The 19587-nt window shown below is 57.1% G+C and carries 12 protein-coding genes, 4 tRNA genes and 3 rRNA genes; 13 read left to right on the top strand and 6 right to left on the bottom strand.

What is annotated here, in order from left to right:
• The first annotated feature begins 38 nt into the window (after nt 1-38).
• Nucleotides 39-111, top strand: a tRNA-Glu gene (locus CFAEC_RS11080).
• 32 nt (nt 112-143) lie between these two features.
• Nucleotides 144-217 (top strand) — tRNA-Asp (locus CFAEC_RS11075).
• Between the two features lie 230 nt (nt 218-447).
• Here the strand turns inward: CFAEC_RS11075 and CFAEC_RS11070 are convergent.
• Entirely contained in the window at nt 448-1032 is a 585-nt protein-coding gene (locus tag CFAEC_RS11070; protein ID WP_290276823.1) for a hypothetical protein, read from the bottom strand.
• A 190-nt stretch (nt 1033-1222) separates the two neighbouring features.
• Between CFAEC_RS11070 and CFAEC_RS11065 the strand changes: the two genes are divergently transcribed.
• Nucleotides 1223-1648 carry a hypothetical protein gene (locus CFAEC_RS11065; RefSeq protein WP_290276821.1) on the top strand — a complete coding sequence of 142 codons (426 nt, stop codon included), beginning with the start codon at nt 1223-1225 and terminating at the stop codon, nt 1646-1648.
• Between the two features lie 27 nt (nt 1649-1675).
• Here the strand turns inward: CFAEC_RS11065 and CFAEC_RS11060 are convergent, their stop codons facing one another.
• Nucleotides 1676-3433 (bottom strand): AfsR/SARP family transcriptional regulator, encoded by a 1758-nt coding sequence (locus CFAEC_RS11060; RefSeq protein WP_290276819.1) that lies wholly within the window; start codon nt 3431-3433, stop codon nt 1676-1678.
• A 326-nt stretch (nt 3434-3759) separates the two neighbouring features.
• On the opposite strand from CFAEC_RS11060, the gene sucC reads away from it, so the two are divergent.
• From sucC to CFAEC_RS11035, 5 genes are all read left to right on the top strand, one after another.
• Entirely contained in the window at nt 3760-4950 is a 1191-nt protein-coding gene (sucC, locus tag CFAEC_RS11055) for an ADP-forming succinate--CoA ligase subunit beta (protein WP_290276817.1), read from the top strand.
• Between the two features lie 11 nt (nt 4951-4961).
• A complete protein-coding gene (sucD, locus tag CFAEC_RS11050) occupies nt 4962-5846 on the top strand; it encodes a succinate--CoA ligase subunit alpha (protein WP_290276815.1) in 885 nt (294 codons plus the stop codon).
• 134 nt (nt 5847-5980) lie between these two features.
• Nucleotides 5981-6057: transfer RNA gene (locus CFAEC_RS11045), tRNA-Asp, on the top strand.
• Between the two features lie 27 nt (nt 6058-6084).
• Nucleotides 6085-6157 (top strand) — tRNA-Phe (locus CFAEC_RS11040).
• Between the two features lie 155 nt (nt 6158-6312).
• Nucleotides 6313-6606, top strand: a complete 294-nt coding sequence (locus CFAEC_RS11035; protein WP_290276813.1) for a GNAT family N-acetyltransferase — start codon at nt 6313-6315, stop codon at nt 6604-6606.
• A 53-nt stretch (nt 6607-6659) separates the two neighbouring features.
• On the opposite strand, the gene epsC is transcribed toward CFAEC_RS11035, so the two are convergent.
• Both epsC and cysK read right to left on the bottom strand, forming a co-directional pair.
• Nucleotides 6660-7226: a serine O-acetyltransferase EpsC gene (epsC, locus tag CFAEC_RS11030; RefSeq protein ID WP_290276811.1), complete on the bottom strand. Its 567-nt coding sequence runs from the start codon at nt 7224-7226 to the stop codon at nt 6660-6662.
• Between the two features lie 126 nt (nt 7227-7352).
• On the bottom strand, nt 7353-8288 hold the full coding sequence (cysK, locus tag CFAEC_RS11025; protein WP_290276809.1) for a cysteine synthase A: 936 nt from the start codon (nt 8286-8288) through the stop codon (nt 7353-7355).
• A gap of 640 nt (nt 8289-8928) precedes the next feature.
• On the opposite strand from cysK, the gene ramA reads away from it, so the two are divergent.
• A complete protein-coding gene (ramA, locus tag CFAEC_RS11020; protein WP_290276807.1) occupies nt 8929-9774 on the top strand; it encodes an acetate metabolism transcriptional regulator RamA in 846 nt (281 codons plus the stop codon).
• Between the two features lie 23 nt (nt 9775-9797).
• Here the strand turns inward: ramA and CFAEC_RS11015 are convergent, their stop codons facing one another.
• Nucleotides 9798-10370, bottom strand: coding sequence for a cob(I)yrinic acid a,c-diamide adenosyltransferase (locus tag CFAEC_RS11015; RefSeq protein WP_290276806.1), 573 nt, complete (start codon nt 10368-10370; stop codon nt 9798-9800).
• Between the two features lie 71 nt (nt 10371-10441).
• On the opposite strand from CFAEC_RS11015, the gene murA reads away from it, so the two are divergent.
• The 4 genes from murA (at nt 10442) to rrf (ending at nt 17565) form a co-directional block, all read left to right on the top strand.
• Entirely contained in the window at nt 10442-11698 is a 1257-nt protein-coding gene (gene murA / locus CFAEC_RS11010) for a UDP-N-acetylglucosamine 1-carboxyvinyltransferase (protein WP_290276805.1), read from the top strand.
• Between the two features lie 670 nt (nt 11699-12368).
• Nucleotides 12369-13891, top strand: a 16S ribosomal RNA gene (locus CFAEC_RS11005).
• A 355-nt stretch (nt 13892-14246) separates the two neighbouring features.
• Nucleotides 14247-17327 (top strand): 23S ribosomal RNA (locus CFAEC_RS11000).
• Between the two features lie 121 nt (nt 17328-17448).
• Nucleotides 17449-17565, top strand: a 5S ribosomal RNA gene (gene rrf, locus CFAEC_RS10995).
• The 16S, 23S and 5S rRNA genes sit together here, the layout of an rRNA operon.
• A 143-nt stretch (nt 17566-17708) precedes the next feature.
• On the opposite strand, the gene ilvD is transcribed toward rrf, so the two are convergent.
• On the bottom strand, nt 17709-19412 hold the full coding sequence (gene ilvD / locus CFAEC_RS10990; protein ID WP_290276804.1) for a dihydroxy-acid dehydratase: 1704 nt from the start codon (nt 19410-19412) through the stop codon (nt 17709-17711).
• Nucleotides 19413-19587: the final 175 nt, after the last annotated feature.

The raw sequence follows: 19587 nt of genomic DNA, 5'->3' as shown, positions 1-19587 counted from the left end.
ATGTCACGTATATTCTTATCCAGTCGCAAACACGACGAGCTCCCATCGTCTAGGGGCCTAGGACACCGCCCTTTCACGGCGGCGACACGGGTTCGAATCCCGTTGGGAGTACTGTTCACTTTTTTAAAGTGAACCATTGTGAAGGCCCTGTGGCGCAGTTGGTTAGCGCGCCGCCCTGTCACGGCGGAGGTCGCGGGTTCAAGTCCCGTCAGGGTCGCAGTGCAAGAGCCGGAGTAAACAGATTGATTCTGTTTACTCCGGTTCTTTTTCATTTCTGATCTATGCGGGTGTGTCCGGAGGGCTAAGTGGGTTAAGGGCTAAGCAAAAAAGGGGAACGTACATAACGTCACAAGATTTCCGTGAAACGGGGCAGCTTTTCCCGAAATCTTGTGACGTTATGCACGAAAGTCCGGTTTTAGGCGCCGCAAAGCCCCGCGCCAGCACCTCCTAGAGCCGACCAACCTCAACACCGGCAACGTACCCGATCAGTGGGGAGACGGTGATGGTCACGGTCTGTCCGACCTGGAGTTGGCGCCGGACCTTCGAGTTTCGCACGGTCCACTGCCGGACGCCCTTGTCAGTGCGGAGAACCAACTCGGTGCGGCTTCTGCGTCTGTCCATGCGGTTGGGGTTGCGGTTGAACACCATCTGTTGGACAAAATAGGGCAAGACATCACCCATTTTCCGCGACTCAATCCTTTCGACCACACCGCTGACCTTCTGTCGGGGGACCAGATCAATGACACCCACGGCCAGCTGGGCGAAGGCTACGAGGATCAAGCCGATGAAGGACAGGATCATGAGAAAGAGAAATGTCCCCAGCAGGGCCAGCGCTTCGGGCGAGTTATTCACCTCCCCCCGGAGGCCGAAGAGGATGCCGATGAGAATTCCGAAAATGACAATCTGAATGACACTTCGGATGATGAGAAGAGCGGGGGAATGGCCGGACCAGGGTCTGAGTGAAACACCGAGGATGCGTGACCATTGGTTCACCGACGCGGTGGCACCCATGTATCCAGAATCAGTTGTCATGACTAACTCTCAACCTTCGTGCATGGTCCAGCACGGCACTGGACTACTTTTTCTCACAATAGTTTTTGCTCTGTCAGTTTTCTTAGAGCTGTCCCGCGGTTGATCGGCACTCTCATTAAAATGACAGAACGCTGGTTAAGGTTCGAGATCAGTAGCTTTCTGCCAGATTCTGATCTCTAGCGAGGACATCATGATGGGACTAACCGCCGGTAGCGCTCGAAAAGTTCGGCTCAGCGTGGGAGCGCTGGCCGTGGTGCCACTTCTGTTTGCTATGGCGGGGTGTGGATCTGATGACTCGAGTGGCTCCGAGGGGGTTGCCGTCGATGAGCCTGCCATTACTACTGAAGTGCAGGCCGCCGGTCCCGGTGAGTATGTTTTCGGTGCTGAGCGTGACCAGATGCTTGAGGCGGTTGAACGCACCTATCAATCAGATAACGCCTCAGCCACCTGGGAAGGGGACACCATGGTGGTAACAGTTGATGGGGACGCTACTGAATCGGTGCCCGTCTTCTCAATGTGCCGGGTGCTTACCATGCTGCTCAATGAAGATGATCTGGTTGTTCTCCAGTATCCGAATGGGCGGGTTGATTGCGAGGAGTATCTCCAAAACAACTAGACAGGTGTGGATTCGCCGCAAATAACATTAATCCGTCACTGCCCATGATTCAGCGGAGTCGAGCTTCTCCCAGAGCAGATGAGCATGGTCCCGGATGGTGACGGCCCAGTCTGCGTAGGGCTCCTCGGTGAAGGCGGCCCCGCGGTAGAGTTTTTGTGCTGCCTGATGGCTGGCAGGATCGGGGCGTTTCACCAGGGTGAGGAATTTTTCCAGATCAATGTCCAGGTTCTTCAGCTCCAGGCGTACTGATTCCCCCTCGGTGATGAGGAAATATTGGGTGGGTAGGGAGCGGTCAGGATCCAGGTTGCGGCGTATGACATTGACGGCCACCGAGAAGCGGTTCCCTAAACGGGACGGATCCACACCAGGCCAGAGCACCTCCATGAACACCTCCCTGGATGTGGGCACACCGCGGGACGCCACCAGCATCTTAAGTAGTTCCCGGGCTTTGCGGGAGGTCCACTCAGCGTGGCAACCACACACTGACACCACATCAAATTGCCCGAGCACTCGAATCCGGGGTTGTGCCAGGGCACGGACAGCTAACCGGGTGAATCCTCTGGCCTGGCTGGTGGTCCGGGCTTCTGCGAGGAGGTCATAGGCAGGGATGTCGGTCAGATCATGCCTGAGAGCAAAGTTGGCCAGCTCGATCTGAGCCTCTGTCAACCACGGTATGGCCCCGATCTTCCCACTTTTCTCCACCGCCATCTGGAGGTGGTGTTTCGCCAGATCCAGCATGCCCAGTCGTTCCTCAAGCAACCCGAGTGTCCGTGCACCTGTTCCCCAGAACGCGACACCGGCGCCCACCGGAACCAGATGCTCGGCGAAGGGGAGCAGAATCCGTTGGAGGCGCTCGGCACGCTCGCGGGGACCATGGATGATGGCGATCTCAGCCATCACGGTGGTCGTGCACAACCAGTACCTGTCACGCGGGATATCCTCCGGTTCCGGGAGGGAGCGCAGTAGTGAACTGCCCGCAGATGTGCGCCCCTGCAGCAGCCACAACCAGGCGAGCGATGTGGGCCATAACAATTGCGTGGGGTAGGCACGTCTGGCCCGGAGAAGAACATCTTCCACATGGTCGACACGACCCTGCATCCACCGGATCATCCCCATCTTGATGAAATAGACGGCCAGAGATTCCGTCATCATGAGATGGTGGTGCTCAGACTGGGTTTCCGCTGTGGTGGGCACCAGTTCCCGGGCCTGTCGTTCTGCCAGCTCGGTATCACCATCCAGAATTGATCTGAGGCAGTTGAACCACAGGACTGGTCGTGCCCCGGCGATCTGATCAGCGGGTTCGGATGCAGCATCGAGCAACTGGGTATCCGACCGGAGATCCCCGGCCTCCAGGAGACCGATGAGCAATATCGTTAAACCAGCCTGCAGAAGATCAGGCTCCCCGGTGTCCCGGGCTATGTCCATGATCTTCCGGGCAGCTTTGATGCGGTCTGTGGTGTGCTCCGGTGTGGGGTGGGTGGCGGACCATGCCAACAACGCGTAACCCCGTGCGAGATCACTGTCGAGTTGATCTGCCAGTTTCTGGACCTGTCTGTTCAGGATGGCAGCGGCCGCCGGATCATGGTGCTCCGTGGCGATCACCCGGGCAGTCAGAAGCTTCAGGGCGGGGAGGGCGTCAGCGTCCGTGGGGTCTTCCAGGGAACCCAGGGAGCTTAAAGCAGAGTGAATCCGGGCGAGATAGCGGGGAACTGCATGCGAGGAAATATCTACCGGGAAGCCCTGATCCAGGATGCGATGCGGTGATTCGTAATCAACGTCCTCCATGCTCTAAACATAGCCACTCGAGCCCAGCCGAACTAGCGAATCTGATTTTTCATGTACATGGCACTCCCGGCCAGGGAAAAACCCGAGGCCTCCGCCAAGCGATCAGACGAAGTTGGGACCCACCTTTTTCGGAAAATCTCTCCAACCCGCTATATTTTGCGAAGAATAAAGTGATAGAATTCACACTCATGGCACCCGGGTGGGATTAGAGGAGTGTGACACACTCCCTCGATCACCACCCGTGGGGCTCAGGCAGAACGGCTGACGGAGAAATACTCCGGACCAGCTCACGAACACAGCTCACCAGGCTGAGGGCGGATTGCAACGTGGATCTATTCGAGTACCAGGCACGGGATCTCTTCGAAGCGCACGGAGTACCGGTGTTGAAAGGAATTGTGGCATCAACGCCCGAGGCCGCGAAGAAGGCTGCCGCGGACATCGGTGGCCTCACGGTGGTGAAGGCCCAGGTGAAGGTCGGCGGGCGCGGAAAAGCTGGAGGTATCCGCATCGCCTCCACTCCGGAGAAGGCATTCGAGGCAGCTGAGGCGATTCTCGGCATGGATATCCGCGGTCACATCGTGGAGCAGGTGATGGTGGCTGAAGGCGCTGAGATCGAGGAGGAATATTACTTCTCCATCCTGCTGGACCGCGCCAACCGTAGTTACCTGGCCATGTGTTCTGTGGAGGGTGGCATGGAGATTGAGCTCCTGGCTAAGGAGAAGCCCGAGGCACTGGCAAGGATAGAGGTCGATCCGCTCGTGGGGATCGATGAGGAGAAGGCCCGTGAGATCGCCACCGCCGCCGGCTTCCCACAAGCCACGGCTGACAAGGTGGTGCCTGTTCTGCAGAAGATCTATGAGGTCTACCGTGATGAGGATGCCACCCTCGTGGAGGTCAACCCCCTCGTTCTTAACGATTCTGGTGAGATCCTGGCTCTCGACGGCAAGATCACCTTGGATGGTAATGCGGATTTCCGTCATGAGAATAGAGCGGAGCTGGCTGAATCCGCCGGCGCACTCGACCCGCTGGAGCTCAAGGCCAGGGAGCATGACCTCAACTACGTGAAGCTCGACGGCTCAGTGGGCATCATCGGTAATGGGGCGGGCCTGGTCATGTCCACTCTGGATATCGTCGCCGGGGCAGGTGAGAAGCATGGCGGGCAGAAACCGGCGAACTTCCTTGATATCGGTGGCGGTGCCTCCGCGGAGAGCATGGCCGCGGGGTTGGACATCATCCTGGGTGATGAACAGGTGCGCAGCGTGTTTGTGAATGTGTTCGGCGGTATCACCGCGTGTGATGTTGTGGCCAAGGGTATCGTCGGCGCCCTGGAGGAACTCGGTCCTTCGGCCCGGAAACCGATCGTGGTCCGTCTTGATGGCAACAATGTGGATGAGGGGCGCCGCATCCTTGCTGACCATGATCACCCCCTGGTCACGTTGGTGTCCGGAATGGATGCAGCGGCAGATAAGGCCACGGAACTCGCGGCCAGCACCGACCTTGTCAACATGCAGAACTGAGCGGACAGAACATGGCTATTTTTCTTGACCACACCTCACGCATCATCATCCAGGGACTCACCGGAGCTGAAGGATCGCTGCATGCGGCTCGCATGCTGAGGTCCGGGGCCACTGTCGTCGGGGGAACCAATCCCCGCAAGGCGGGGCAGACGATCACCATCGAGGACACGGAGCTTCCCGTCTTCGCCACTGTCGCCGAGGCGATGGAAAAAACGCAGGCTGATGTGTCCGTGGTGTTCGTGCCGCCGGCTTTTGCCAAGGACGCCATGATCGAGGCCATCGACGCCCACATCCCACTCCTGGTGGTCATCACCGAAGGCATGCCGGTTCGCGACACCTCCGAAGCCTGGGCACACGCCAAGAAGGTCGGTGGCACCCGCATCATCGGCCCCAACTGCCCTGGAATCATCACGCCGGGAGCCTCGCTCGCGGGCATCATCCCCGCCACCATCGCCGGTTCCGGTCCCATCGGGTTGATCTCCAAGTCGGGCACCCTGACCTATCAGATGATGTATGAGCTCGCCGACATCGGAATCTCCACGGCGATCGGCATCGGGGGAGACCCCATCATCGGCACCACCCACATTGACGCCCTTCGGGCTTTCGAGGAGGATCCGGATACCAGTGTCATCGTCATGATCGGTGAGATCGGCGGCGATGCGGAAGAGCGCGCCGCCGAATTCATCCGCGACAACGTGAGTAAACCGGTGGTGGGGTACGTTGCGGGTTTCACGGCCCCCGAGGGCAAGACCATGGGGCACGCTGGCGCCATCGTCACCGGTTCTGAGGGGACGGCGCAGGCGAAGAAGGAAGCGCTGGAGGCGGCTGGTGTGCGCGTGGGCACCACGCCGAGCGAAGCGGCGGACCTGATGAAAGAAGTTGTTGCCGCACTGTAGGCAGGCGCGCACCGTGCGCCTGCCGGGGCGTCGATAAGCGCGTTCTACCTGCGGATTTGTGCCTCAAGATAACAACTGTGTAAGGTATTCATTTGTGCGCAGGACGGAGCAATCTGGAAAAGTGCATGGCTTAAGGCCCTGTGGCGCAGTTGGTTAGCGCGCCGCCCTGTCACGGCGGAGGTCGCGGGTTCAAGTCCCGTCAGGGTCGCCAGAGATGTTCTATAATGGAACATTCTCCGGCCAGATAGCTCAGTCGGTAGAGCGTTCGCCTGAAAAGTGAAAGGTCGCCGGTTCGATCCCGGCTCTGGCCACAATCACCGCCCCCATCAAGGAATTGATGGGGGCGGTTCTTGGTTCTTCTGTATAAAGGCATAAAGAGCTTGTCGACGCCCACGTCACCTCCCCTCACCCCTTGCCTGTGGGCGCGCCCCGGCAGGCGGAACAGGAAGAAACGAGGAGCATTCACATGAGCAATGACACGCACGACGTCAACATCACCCATCACGAGGGCCAGAAGCGGTTCGTGATCACCGTGGACAACGAGCCCGCAGGCTTCGCCAGCTACGTGGACGGCACGGACTACCGCAACTTCAACCACACCGTGATCAAGCCGGAATTCCGGGGTCGAGGCCTCTCCACACCCCTGATCAAGCATGCGCTGGATGATGCGCGGGCCAACGGCATCCGGGTCCACGATTCCTGCTGGGCAGTGGCGGCGTTCATCAAGAAAAACCCGGACTACGAAGACCTGAAGAAATAGCCTTAAAGATGAGAAAAGCCCAGTGATGCCACTGGGCTTTTCTCCTGGGGTAGTTAGATGTAGTAGTCCGGATCAACCAGTTTGATCGTCTCGCCGGCTCCGCGGGCGCGGGCCTTGGCGGGAATGCCGACCGCAATATGATTGGCCGGGACGTCCTTGGTCACCACGGCGTTGGAACCCACGGAGGAGCCCTCACCGATGGTGATGGGGCCGAGGATCTTGGCACCGGCGCCGATGGTGACATTGTCTTCGAGGGTGGGGTGGCGTTTAGTCTGGGTGAGTACCTGACCACCCAGGGTCACGCCGTGGTAGAGCATGACACCGTCACCGATCTCGGCGGTTTCGCCGATAACCACACCCATGCCGTGATCAATGAAGAAACGGCGCCCGATGGTGGCACCGGGGTGGATCTCAATACCGGTGAAGAAACGGTTCAACTGGGAGAGGATCCGTGCAGGCCCTCGGAATCCTGATTTCCACCAGCCGTGGGCAATGCGATGGGCCCAGATCGCGTGAAGTCCGGAATAGACAATGGCGTTCTCGAGATCACCACGTGCCGCCGGATCGTGGGCGCGGGCATTCGCTAGGTCTTCGCGGATCATCTTCACTACAGAAAGCATGCAGGCAAGTCTAACAGCGCACTACTTTGCCATCTGGGTTTGCCATGGTGATTAATTCAGATGAAAAAAACCGCCGCGACCACGGCAGGAAAACTGGTGCGTGGCGGCGACGGTTTCAACCGGAGATTAGTCGCGGATGTCTTCGTACAGGATGGTGGAGACATAACGCTCACCGAAGTCGCAGACGATGGTGACGATGGTCTTGCCGGCGTTTTCAGGCTTCGCTGCGAGATCAAGAGCAGCCTTGATGTTGGCACCGGTGGAGATGCCGCCCAGGATGCCTTCCTCGGTGGCCAGCTTGCGGGAGTAGGCCACAGCGTCCTCGTTGGACACGGTGATCACATCATCCAGTACCTTGCGGTCAAGGACCTCAGGGATGAAGTTGGCGCCGATGCCCTGGATCTTGTGCGGGCCAGCCTTACCGGAGGTCAGCAGTGGGGAAGCCTCAGGCTCGACGGTGTAGATCTGTGCCTCGGGGTTGTTCTCCTTGAGGACCTGGCCGACGCCGGTGATGGTGCCGCCGGTGCCGAAGCCCGCGATGAAGATGTCGACGTTGCCGTCGGTGTCCTCGAGGATCTCCTTCGCGGTGGTCTCGCGGTGGATCTGTGGGTTGGCTGGGTTCTCGAACTGACGGGCCAGGATGGCGTTGTCGCGCTGAGCGACGATCTCATCAGCCTTGTCCTTGGCACCCTGCATGCCTGCAGCACCCGGGGTCAGGACGATCTCTGCTCCATAAGCGCGCAGCAGGACACGACGCTCGGTGGACATGGTCTCCGGCATGGTGAGGACAACGTTGTAACCGCGTGCCGCGCCAACCATGGCCAGGGCGATACCGGTGTTACCGGAGGTAGCCTCAACGATGGTGCCGCCTGGCTTCAGGGCGCCGGACTCTTCTGCAGCGTTGATGATGGCCAGGCCGATGCGGTCCTTGACGGAGTTGGCTGGGTTGAAGGACTCCAGCTTCACCAGAACGGTGGCTTCGAGGCCCTCGGTGAGGCTGTTCAGCTTCACCAGGGGGGTGCGGCCGATGGTTTCGGTGATGTTGTTGTACACGTTGCCCATGAAGTGGGTACTCCTTAAAAGAGATTGCTTCTGTGGAAGATTCCTCAGGCGGTCGGGTGCACGTGCACCTCCGCCTCTAGGAAGCGAGTTTACACAACTATCCAATCACAAAACAGACAAAGCGGTATAGATTTTCTAGACTGTTAGGTTTTCGCAGGTGGCTGCGGGGTGGTGGGGTGAATTAAACGGAATCGCATTGAAGGGCGGGGGAGCGCTCCCAAGAAAAAATAAGATTCTTGCCAGTTGCGTCCGATAAACGGGCATGAAAAGGTGTTCTGCGCCACGTTTAAGGTACGATCTTTTCCGTTTGCCAACCTAACTTGGGGGTGGTGGCGTGCAGGTGGTTCACAAGTGGGCAGGTGAAGGTGTGGGAAAGGGGGAAATGTGTTGTGAACTGCATGAAGGTGGGCGGGGTAGGTATTGTCGGGGGTGTGGGGGTAGGCTTGAGGGGGTGGGGAACTTTTTTAGATACCCCCAAAAGTAAAGATATTCTTAGGAAGAGTCAACATACTCTCTGAAGAAGGCTGACTATGACTACCCCCAAAGGGGAGTTATACTGTACGCCTGTCGGATAGTTCTAACTCGTGTGGGCGCTTTCGGGTGTACCAGCACGGGTGTAAAGCAGGAGGATGACTACAAGGTGGATACCCAGCGGATCAAAGATGATGAAGATGCCATTCGCTCGGCCCTGGCATCGCTGAAGACCGCGACGGGCATTCCTGTCACCATGTACGCGACTGTCCTCCCGGATAATCGTTTGCAGATCACACAGTGGGTCGGGCTCCGAACCCCTGCCCTCCAGAACCTGATCATTGAGCCGGGCGTGGGGGTGGGTGGCCGCGTGGTGGCGACCCGTCGCCCAGTGGGTGTCAGTGATTACACCCGGGCCAATGTGATCTCTCATGAGAAGGATTCCTCCATTCAGGATGAAGGGCTGCACTCCATTGTGGCCGTACCGGTCATTGTGCACCGGGAGATCCGAGGCGTTCTCTATGTGGGAGTCCACTCCGCGGTTCGGCTCGGTGACACGGTGATTGAAGAAGTAACCATGACTGCCCGGACACTCGAGCAGGACCTGGCCATCAACTCAGCGCTCCGTCGCAGTGGGTCCCCTGATGGGCGCAGCGCACTGAAGCCCAACCGCGTCATGAACGGTGCGGAATGGGAACAGGTCCGTTCCACCCACTCCAAGCTCAGGATGCTGGCTAACCGTGTGACCGATGAGGAACTGCGCCGCGAACTCGAAGAGCTCTGTGATCAGATGGTCACCCCGGTCCGGGTGAAGCAGACCACCAAGCTGTCAGCCCGCGAACTTGATGTGCTCGCGTGCGTGGCGCTGGGCCACACCAATGTGGAGGCAGCAGAGGAAATGGGTATCGGCGCAGAGACCGTGAAGAGCTACCTGCGCTCTGTCATGCGTAAACTCGGCGCCCACACCCGTTATGAGGCTGTCAATGCAGCGCGCCGCATCGGTGCGCTGCCCTGATCCTCCTTTGTAATTAGAAGCAGTTAGCGCTTTCCGCCCGGAACCCACTTCACATCGTCGCCGTCATTGGCAACACGCGAGAGAATGAACAGCAGATCGCTCAACCTGTTCAGATACTTCGCGGGCAGAACTGAGGTGGTGTCTGGGTGTTCGCGTACCGCCACCCATGCGGATCGTTCCGCGCGACGGGTGACCACACGTGCGGTGTGGAGCAGAGCTGCCGCGGGGGTTCCACCGGGCAGGATGAAGGAATCAAGGTCGGGGAGATCCTCATTCCATGAATCACAATCAGCCTCGAGCCGTTCGACATATTCCGGCAGAACCCGCAGTGGTGGGTACTTCGGGTTCTCCTCAATGGGATTGGCCAGGTCCGCACCGACATCGAAGAGCTCATTTTGAACGCGGCGTAGCACCGAGGTCATCTCTTCACTGGGGTTGCCCAGTGCGAGAACCTCTCCGATCGCGCAGTTCGCCTCATCGGAATCCGCGTAGGCGATCAGACGGGGATCATCCTTGGATACACGGGAGAAGTTGGACAGTCCGGTGGTCCCGTCATCGCCGGTCCGGGTGTAAATTTTGGTCAGGTGAATTGCCATACCTTCCGAATTTAGCCGTGATTCACCTGTCATGAAACATTCTGGCCGCGGGGGCGGTTAAGGTGGGGCACGTGAAAGACAAGTTTCTAGTCAACGGTGGAGCAAGGCTCCAGGGATCTGTGCGAGTCGACGGCGCGAAGAACAGTGTGCTCAAGCTGATGGCAGCTGCACTTCTCGCGGAGGGCACCACAACCCTGACCAACTGCCCCGAAATTCTCGACGTCCCACTCATGCGTGATGTCCTGGTCGGTCTTGGCTGCGAGGTGGAGATTGACGGACACACCGTCACCATCCACACCCCGGCTGAGCTGAAATCAGATGCAGATTTCCCTGCTGTCACCCAGTTCCGCGCCTCTGTCTGTGTTCTTGGACCCCTTACCGCACGTTGTGGCCGGGCAGTGGTGTCGCTTCCTGGCGGAGATGCCATCGGTTCACGGCCACTCGATATGCATCAGAGTGGTCTGGAACAACTCGGCGCCACCACCCGCACCCAGCATGGGGCAGTGGTTGCCGAGGCGGAGAAACTCACCGGAGCAGACATCACCCTGGACTTCCCATCCGTTGGGGCAACGGAGAATATCCTCATGGCCTCAGTCATGGCGGATGGCCAGACTGTTCTGGATAACGCCGCCCGGGAACCGGAGATTGTGGATCTGTGCCGCATGCTCCGTTCAATGGGCGCGGATATCCAGGGCGAAGGATCCCCTCAGATCACCATCAACGGCGTGGAGAAGCTGAACCCGACATCACATGAAGTGATCGGTGATCGCATCGTCGCCGGAACATGGGCCTACGCGGCGGCCATCACCCGCGGTGACATCACTGTCGGAGGTATTGCCCCGCGCTACCTCCACCTGCCCCTGGAAAAGCTCAAGCTTGCGGGTGCCCAGGTGGAGACCTTTGAAAATGGTTTCCGTGTTGTGATGAACCAGCGGCCCGTTGCCACCGATTACCAGACCCTTCCATTCCCGGGTTTTCCCACTGACCTCCAGCCGATGGCTATCGGAATCAACGCAGTAGCTGATGGCGTCTCAGTAGTAACAGAGAATGTTTTTGAATCCAGGTTCCGATTCGTGGATGAGATGCTGCGTCTTGGAGCTGATGCCACCGTGGACGGCCACCATGTTGTCCTCCGGGGAATTGAACAGCTTTCATCAACCACCGTCTGGTCCTCCGATATCCGTGCCGGCGCGGGACTGGTCATCGCCGCATTGTGTGCGGATGGCACCACCGAGGTTCGCGATGTGTTCCACATTGACCGCGGCTACCCGAACTTTGTGGAGAACCTCCAGAAGCTCGGCGCTGACATCAAGAGGGTTTCCGGGTAGGACACCGCTTTGAACCGTTGAAACCCCCGGCGATTGGTCAGCTTAAACTTGGTTTTAGTGTCCTGAGCTGGGGGTTTGTGGGTTCTGTGTGGGGGTGTGTAGATTGATATGAGTCAGGCCGACCGACAGCGCCCCGCCAGTTATGAACTGGTTGAGTGGTGTGAGGAAAACAGGTGCTGACAAACAAAGACGATACACACCGTGAGGTTCAAAGCGTTTTGACTTTGAACATCAGGTTACGTAAAGTTGATCAAGCTGCCAACAAAGACCAACACTGAGGTGTTGTGTGGATGTGGTATGTGAATGTTGTTTGAGAACTCAATAGTGTGCCATTTATTTTTTGTTTGTCGTACTATCGCCTCTTTTGGGGTGGTAGTGGTCATGCCGGGTGGTGGGGATGCATATACCCTAACCACTGTAAATAAAGGTACTGACAGCTTTCGGGTTGTTGGTGTCGTTTAATTTTGTGCATGGTTTATTACGATAACACCTGGCCTCCTTATGCTTTTCCCCGTCAGGGATTTAAGTGGGGGTTGGGAAGAATGTTTTTTTATTAACCATTATTTGGTTGAAACAGCCAGACACGCAGTTCATCTTAGGGTGGGTGTGTGTTGTTTGTTTTGCTAGGTTTTTCAGGCTTTTCACGGCCTTGGAAATTTTGTTTTCATATTTTGTGGAGAGTTTGATCCTGGCTCAGGACGAACGCTGGCGGCGTGCTTAACACATGCAAGTCGAACGATGATGCCCTGCTTGCAGGGTGGATTAGTGGCGAACGGGTGAGTAACACGTGGGTGATCTGCCCTGCACTTCGGGATAAGCCTGGGAAACTGGGTCTAATACCGGATATGACCCCCCTTTAGTGTGGGGGGTGGAAAGCTTTTGCGGTGTGGGATGAGCCTGCGGCCTATCAGCTTGTTGGTGGGGTAATGGCCTACCAAGGCGTCGACGGGTAGCCGGCCTGAGAGGGTGATCGGCCACATTGGGACTGAGACACGGCCCAGACTCCTACGGGAGGCAGCAGTGGGGAATATTGCACAATGGGCGAAAGCCTGATGCAGCGACGCCGCGTGGGGGATGAAGGCCTTCGGGTTGTAAACTCCTTTCGCCAGGGACGAAGCGAATATGTGACGGTACCTGGAGAAGAAGCACCGGCTAACTACGTGCCAGCAGCCGCGGTAATACGTAGGGTGCGAGCGTTGTCCGGAATTACTGGGCGTAAAGAGCTCGTAGGTGGTTTGTCACGTCGTCTGTGAAATCCCGGGGCTTAACCTCGGGCGTGCAGGCGATACGGGCATAACTTGAGTGCTGTAGGGGAGACTGGAATTCCTGGTGTAGCGGTGAAATGCGCAGATATCAGGAGGAACACCAATGGCGAAGGCAGGTCTCTGGGCAGTAACTGACGCTGAGGAGCGAAAGCATGGGTAGCGAACAGGATTAGATACCCTGGTAGTCCATGCCGTAAACGGTGGGCGCTAGGTGTAGGGGACTTCCACGTCTTCTGTGCCGCAGCTAACGCATTAAGCGCCCCGCCTGGGGAGTACGGCCGCAAGGCTAAAACTCAAAGGAATTGACGGGGGCCCGCACAAGCGGCGGAGCATGTGGATTAATTCGATGCAACGCGAAGAACCTTACCTGGGCTTGACATACACCAGATCGCTGCAGAGATGTAGCTTCCCTTGTGGCTGGTGTACAGGTGGTGCATGGTTGTCGTCAGCTCGTGTCGTGAGATGTTGGGTTAAGTCCCGCAACGAGCGCAACCCTTGTCTTATGTTGCCATCACGTGATGGTGGGCACTCATGAGAGACTGCCGGGGTTAACTCGGAGGAAGGTGGGGATGACGTCAAATCATCATGCCCCTTATGTCCAGGGCTTCACACATGCTACAATGGTCGGTACAGCGAGTTGCCACACCGTAAGGTGGAGCTAATCTCTTAAAGCCGGCCTCAGTTCGGATTGGGGTCTGCAACTCGACCCCATGAAGTCGGAGTCGCTAGTAATCGCAGATCAGCAACGCTGCGGTGAATACGTTCCCGGGCCTTGTACACACCGCCCGTCACGTCATGAAAGTTGGTAACACCCGAAGCCAGTGGCCCAACCCCTTGTGGGAGGGAGCTGTCGAAGGTGGGATCGGCGATTGGGACGAAGTCGTAACAAGGTAGCCGTACCGGAAGGTGCGGCTGGATCACCTCCTTTCTAAGGAGCTTTAAATTAACCCCACGATCAACAGTGTTGATGTTGTTGGGGTGTTGGTGTTGGAACCCGTTCGTGGTTGCCATCAACAAATAATAATCGGGTGGATCATGACCCTGTGTTCGGCAAACAAACCCATACTGTGTGGGAAGTAAATATTTGGCATGCTGTTGGGTGTCTGGGATGACATTGGTTATTCCTTGGGCATTCAGATCAATGAGGATCACCTTGTGTGTGGTTGTTGTTGGTGTGGGTGTTGTGTTGTGTGAGAACTGTATAGTGGACGCGAGCATCTTTATTTTTTGTAAGTTTTATTGTGTATCCGAACGTGGCACCAGCCTTTGTGGTTGGTGTGTTTAGTGTTTGTTTTAAGGGCACACGGTGGATGCCTTGGCATATCAAGCCGATGAAGGACGTGAGAGGCTGCGTTATGCCTCGGGGAGTTGCCAACTAAGCGTTGATCCGAGGATGTCCGAATGGGGAAACCCAGCCGCAGTGATGTGTGGTTACCCGCCGGTGAATATATAGTCGGTGTGGAGGTTGACACGGGGAAGTGAAACATCTCAGTACCCGTAGGAGAAGAAAACAATTGTGATTCCGTTAGTAGCGGCGAGCGAACGCGGATGATGGCTAAAATCTATGTGTGTGATACCCGGCAGGGGTTGCATGTAGGTGGTTGTGGGGTAATGACGATTGTGTTCTGCCGGACACTGGCGTTGCGCATGATGATTAGTGGAAGTGGTGTGGAAACGCCTGCCGTAGAAGGTGAAAGTCCTGTACATGAAGGTCATTGTGGTGATGTGGTTGTTATACCCGAGTAGCAGCGGGCTCGTGAAATCTGCTGTGAATCTGCCGGGACCACTCGGTAAGCCTGAATACTTGATATGACCGATAGCGGATTAGTACCGTGAGGGAATGGTGAAAAGTACCCCGGGAGGGGAGTGAAATAGTACCTGAAACCGTGTGCTTACAATCCGTCAGAGCATCCTTTGTGGTGTGATGGCGTGCCTTTTGAAGAATGAGCCTGCGAGTCAGCGGCATGTCGCGAGGTTAACCCGTGTGGGGTAGCCGTAGGGAAACCGAATCCTAACTAGGGTGTTTTGAGTGGCATGTCTTGGACCCGAAGCGGAGTGATCTACCCATGGCCAGTGTGAAGCGATGGTAAGACGTCGTGGAGGCGCGAACCCACTTAGGTTGAAAACTGAGGGGATGAGTTGTGGGTAGGGGTGAAAGGCCAATCAAACTCCGTGATAGCTGGTTCTCCCCGAAATGCATTTAGGTGCAGCGTTGTGTGTTTCTTACTGGAGGTAGAGCTACTGGATGGTTTAGCGGGACCAACATCTTAGCGACATCAGCCAAACTCCGAATGCCGGTAAGTTAGAGCACAGCAGTGAGACTGCGGGGGATAAGCTTCGTAGTCGAGAGGGAAACAGCCCAGATCGCCGGCTAAGGCCCCTAAGGGTGTGCTAAGTGGAAAAGGAGGTGGGGTCGCGAAGACAGCCAGGAGGTTGGCTTAGAAGCAGCCATCCTTGAAAGAGTGCGTAATAGCTCACTGGTCGAGTGATCCCGCGCCGACAATGTAGTGGGGCTTAAGTACACCGCCGAAGCCGCGGCAATGACATCTTTTTGGTGTTGTTGGGTAGGGGAGCGTCGTGCATGCGTTGAAGCAGCCTGGTGACGGTGTTGTGGAGTGTGTGCGAGTGAGAATGCAGGCATGAGTAACGATTGATGAGTGAGAAACTCATCCGCCGGATGACTAAGGGTTCCTGGGTCAAGTTAATCTTCCCAGGGTGAGTCGGGGCCTAAGGCGAGGCCGACAGGCGTAGTCGATGGATAACGGGTTGATATTCCCGTACCCGAGTGTGCGCGCCCATGGTGAATCAGTGATACTAACCACCCACAAGATCATCTACTGACCTTCGGGTTGGTGGTGGTGGCGTGCGTGGGACCTGATCTGGTAGTAGCTAAGTGATGGGGTGACGCAGTGAGGTAGCCTGAGCCACTTATTGGATTGTGGTGTAAGCGTGTAGAACGTCAGGTTGGTAAATCCGTCTGGCATTGTGTTCGAGGCGTGATGCGTAGCCCTTTTGGGGTGAATTCGGTGATCCTGTACTGTCGAGAAAAGCCTCTAGCGAGTGCATATTCGGCCCGTACCCTAAACCGACACAGGTAGTCAGGTAGAGAATACTAAGGCGTTCGGGTGAACTGTGGTTAAGGAACTCGGCAAAATGCCCCCGTAACTTCGGGAGAAGGGGGGCCCACACAGGTGACCAGTTTTACACTGTGAGCTGGTGTGGGTCGCAGAGAATAGAGGGAAGCGACTGTTTACTAAAAACACAGGTCCGTGCGAAGACGTTTAAGTTGATGTATACGGACTGACGCCTGCCCGGTGCTGGAAGGTTAAGAGGACCGGTTAGCTGTTAAAGGCGAAGCTGAGAATTTAAGCCCCAGTAAACGGCGGTGGTAACTATAACCATCCTAAGGTAGCGAAATTCCTTGTCGGGTAAGTTCCGACCTGCACGAATGGCGTAACGACTTCCCTGCTGTCTCAACCACAGGCCCGGTGAAATTGCAGTACGAGTAAAGATGCTCGTTACGCGCGGCAGGACGAAAAGACCCCGGGACCTTCACTATAGCTTGGTATTGGTGTTTGATTCGGTTTGTGTAGGATAGGTGGGAGACTTTGATCATGTGACGCTAGTTGTGTGTGAGTCGTTGGTGAAATACCACTCTGATCGGATTGAATGTCTTAACCTTGGCCCATGATCTGGGTTGGGGACAGTGCCTGGTGGGTAGTTTAACTGGGGCGGTTGCCTCCTAAAATGTAACGGAGGCGCCCAAAGGTTTCCTCAGCCTGGTTGGTAATCAGGTGGTGAGTGTAAGTGCACAAGGGAGCTTGACTGTGAGAGTGACAGCTCGAGCAGGGACGAAAGTCGGGACTAGTGATCCGGCACCTACTTGTGGTTGTGGTGTCGCTCAACGGATAAAAGGTACCCCGGGGATAACAGGCTGATCTTCCCCAAGAGTCCATATCGACGGGATGGTTTGGCACCTCGATGTCGGCTCGTCGCATCCTGGGGCTGGAGTAGGTCCCAAGGGTTGGGCTGTTCGCCCATTAAAGCGGTACGCGAGCTGGGTTTAGAACGTCGTGAGACAGTTCGGTCTCTATCCGCCGCGCGCGTTGAAACTTAAGGAAGGCTGTCCCTAGTACGAGAGGACCGGGACGGACGTACCTCTGGTGTGCCAGTTGTTCCGCCAGGAGCAGGGCTGGTTGGCTACGTACGGAAGGGATAACCGCTGAAAGCATCTAAGCGGGAAGCCTGTTTCGAGATGAGGTTTCTTTTGAGGTTCCCTATAGATTATGGGGTTGATAGGCCAGATCTGGACGCATCGTAAGGTGTGGAGGTGACTGGTACTAATTTACCGACACAAACCCTAGTGGTTTGGATATTAACGCAATGTAACATAACAGAACAATATTTTGATGTTCGCGTCCACTATGCAGTGTCTAGCACAGCACACGTACATGCACCGGTTGGTGTGTGTGGCCTGTTGGTTGTGTCGGTGGTGATAGTAGCAGGGAAACGCCCGGTCCCATTTCGAACCCGGAAGCTAAGCCTGGTTACGCTGATGGTACTGCACTCGGGAGGGTGTGGGAGAGTAGGTTACCGCCGACCTAAAACTTAATGATGCAATAAGAGAGGTAGCAACACCCACACCGGGTGTTGCTACCTCTTCTTTGTTGTGTGTCCACTTTGGTTCATGTGTGGGGGTGGTGGTTGGGGTTTATCCCCGGCCACCACCCCCCTTTTTTGTTTTTCTAGTAGCAGACCGCCCCGACAGAGGCGGACTGGACCAGTTTGGCGTACTTGCCCAGCACACCATGGAGCCTGTGGTTCTCCGGATGCTGGAGGTTGTTTCGCCGCTCTTCCAGAGTGGAGTCATCTACCAGGAGATCGATCCGGCGTTGGGCGATATCCACCAGGATCGGATCGCCGTCCTGGACAAGGGCGATGGGGCCACCGTCGACAGCCTCCGGGGAAACATGGCCGATGCATAGGCCCGTGGAACCACCGGAGAAGCGGCCATCGGTGATCAGCAGGACGTCCTTGCCGATTCCCGCGCCCTTGATCGCTCCGGTGATGGCGAGCATCTCACGCATGCCCGGGCCACCCTTGGGGCCTTCATAACGGATGATCACCACATCACCGGCCGTCAGTTCGCCGTTGAGCACAGCGTCCATGGCGGGCTTCTCGCGGTTGAATACCCGGGCGGTGCCCTCGAAACGGTCGGCATCGAAACCGGCGGTCTTCACCACGGCCCCTTCTGGTGCGAGGCTTCCGGTGAGGATGGTGAGCCCGCCGGTCTTGTGAATCGGATTGTCGATCGCGCGCAGGATATGACCATCAGGATCTGGTGGGTTGATGCCAGCCAGGTTCTCTGCCACGGTCTTACCTGTGACGGTGAGGCAGTCACCGTTGATGAGGCCGGCCTCCAGGAGCGCCTTCATCACCACGGGGATGCCACCGATCTTGAATACGTCATTCATCACATAGCGTCCGAAGGGCTTGAGGTCACCGAGGTGGGGAACCTTGTCACCGACCTCGTTGAAGTCCTCGAGACGCAGATCAACCTCAGCTTCATGGGCGATCGCCATGAGGTGCAGGACAGCGTTGGTGGAGCCACCCAGGGCCATGACCACGGCCACGGCGTTGAGCAGTGATTCGCGGGTGATGATATCGCGGGCCCGGATGCCCTCGCGGAGCAGTCCCACCACCGCGTCGCCGGAACGACGTGCGTACTGGGTGCGGTCGCGGTGGATGGCAGGCGGGGCAGCGGAACCGGGGAGGGACATCCCCATGGCCTCTGCGGCGGAAGCCATGGTGTTGGCGGTGTACATGCCACCACAGGCACCCTCGCCAGGACAGACGGCACGCTCAATGGCGTCCACGTCCTCACGGCTCATCTTTCCAGCCCGGCACGCGCCGACAGCCTCGAACGCGTCGATGAGGGTGACTTCCCTCTCCGAACCGTCGGACATGGTGGCGGTACCCGGCATGGTGGAGCCGTTGTAGAGGAATACAGAGGACAGATTCAGGCGGGCGGCGGCCATGAGCATGCCGGGAATGGATTTGTCACAGCCGGCGAGCAGGATTGATCCGTCGAGGCGTTCTGCACTCATGACGGTTTCCACTGAATCAGTGATCACCTCGCGGGAGACCAGGGAGTAGTGCATCCCCTCGTGTCCCATGGAGATGCCGTCGGAGACGGAGATGGTGCCGAACTCCAGTGGATATCCACCTGCGGCGTGGACACCCTCCTTGGCAAATTCTGCGAGTTTTTTCAGGGTGAGGTTGCAGGGGGTGATTTCATTCCAGGAACTGGCAACACCGATCTGGGGCTTGACCCAGTCATCGTCGCCCATTCCCACGGCCCGGAGCATGCCGCGGGCGGCGGATCGCTCCAGACCATCGGTTACATCGCGTGAGCGTGGTTTGATGTCAATGGGTTCTTTATCAGTCATGCCTCAACTCTAGTGATGGATGTGAATTCTGACACGGATCCAGCCAATACACAGCCATCTATATGCAGATCGGTGCCTGCCAGGTGAATACCCATCCATTTAGGGGTCTTCCCCGATTCCTCAGGGTGATACCCTCCGGTAGATTGGCAGGGGTAATCGTCGCAAAGCACGTAAC

Origin of the sequence: Corynebacterium faecale (assembly GCF_030408735.1) — a bacterium.
Lineage (GTDB): Bacteria > Actinomycetota > Actinomycetes > Mycobacteriales > Mycobacteriaceae > Corynebacterium > Corynebacterium faecale.
This window is presented reverse-complemented; position numbering and strand designations above follow the sequence as displayed.

Bases quoted from the DNA above. Each gene is read 5' to 3' on its own strand.
- CFAEC_RS11070 (WP_290276823.1), bottom strand. From the start codon at position 1,032: ATGACAACTGATTCTGGATACATGGGTGCCACCGCGTCGGTGAACCAA.
- CFAEC_RS11065 (WP_290276821.1), top strand. From the start codon at position 1,223: ATGATGGGACTAACCGCCGGTAGCGCTCGAAAAGTTCGGCTCAGCGTG.
- CFAEC_RS11060 (WP_290276819.1), bottom strand. From the start codon at position 3,433: ATGGAGGACGTTGATTACGAATCACCGCATCGCATCCTGGATCAGGGC.
- sucD (WP_290276815.1), top strand. From the start codon at position 4,962: ATGGCTATTTTTCTTGACCACACCTCACGCATCATCATCCAGGGACTC.
- CFAEC_RS11035 (WP_290276813.1), top strand. From the start codon at position 6,313: ATGAGCAATGACACGCACGACGTCAACATCACCCATCACGAGGGCCAG.
- epsC (WP_290276811.1), bottom strand. From the start codon at position 7,226: ATGCTTTCTGTAGTGAAGATGATCCGCGAAGACCTAGCGAATGCCCGC.
- cysK (WP_290276809.1), bottom strand. From the start codon at position 8,288: ATGGGCAACGTGTACAACAACATCACCGAAACCATCGGCCGCACCCCC.
- CFAEC_RS11015 (WP_290276806.1), bottom strand. From the start codon at position 10,370: ATGGCAATTCACCTGACCAAAATTTACACCCGGACCGGCGATGACGGG.
- ilvD (WP_290276804.1), bottom strand. From the start codon at position 19,412: ATGACTGATAAAGAACCCATTGACATCAAACCACGCTCACGCGATGTA.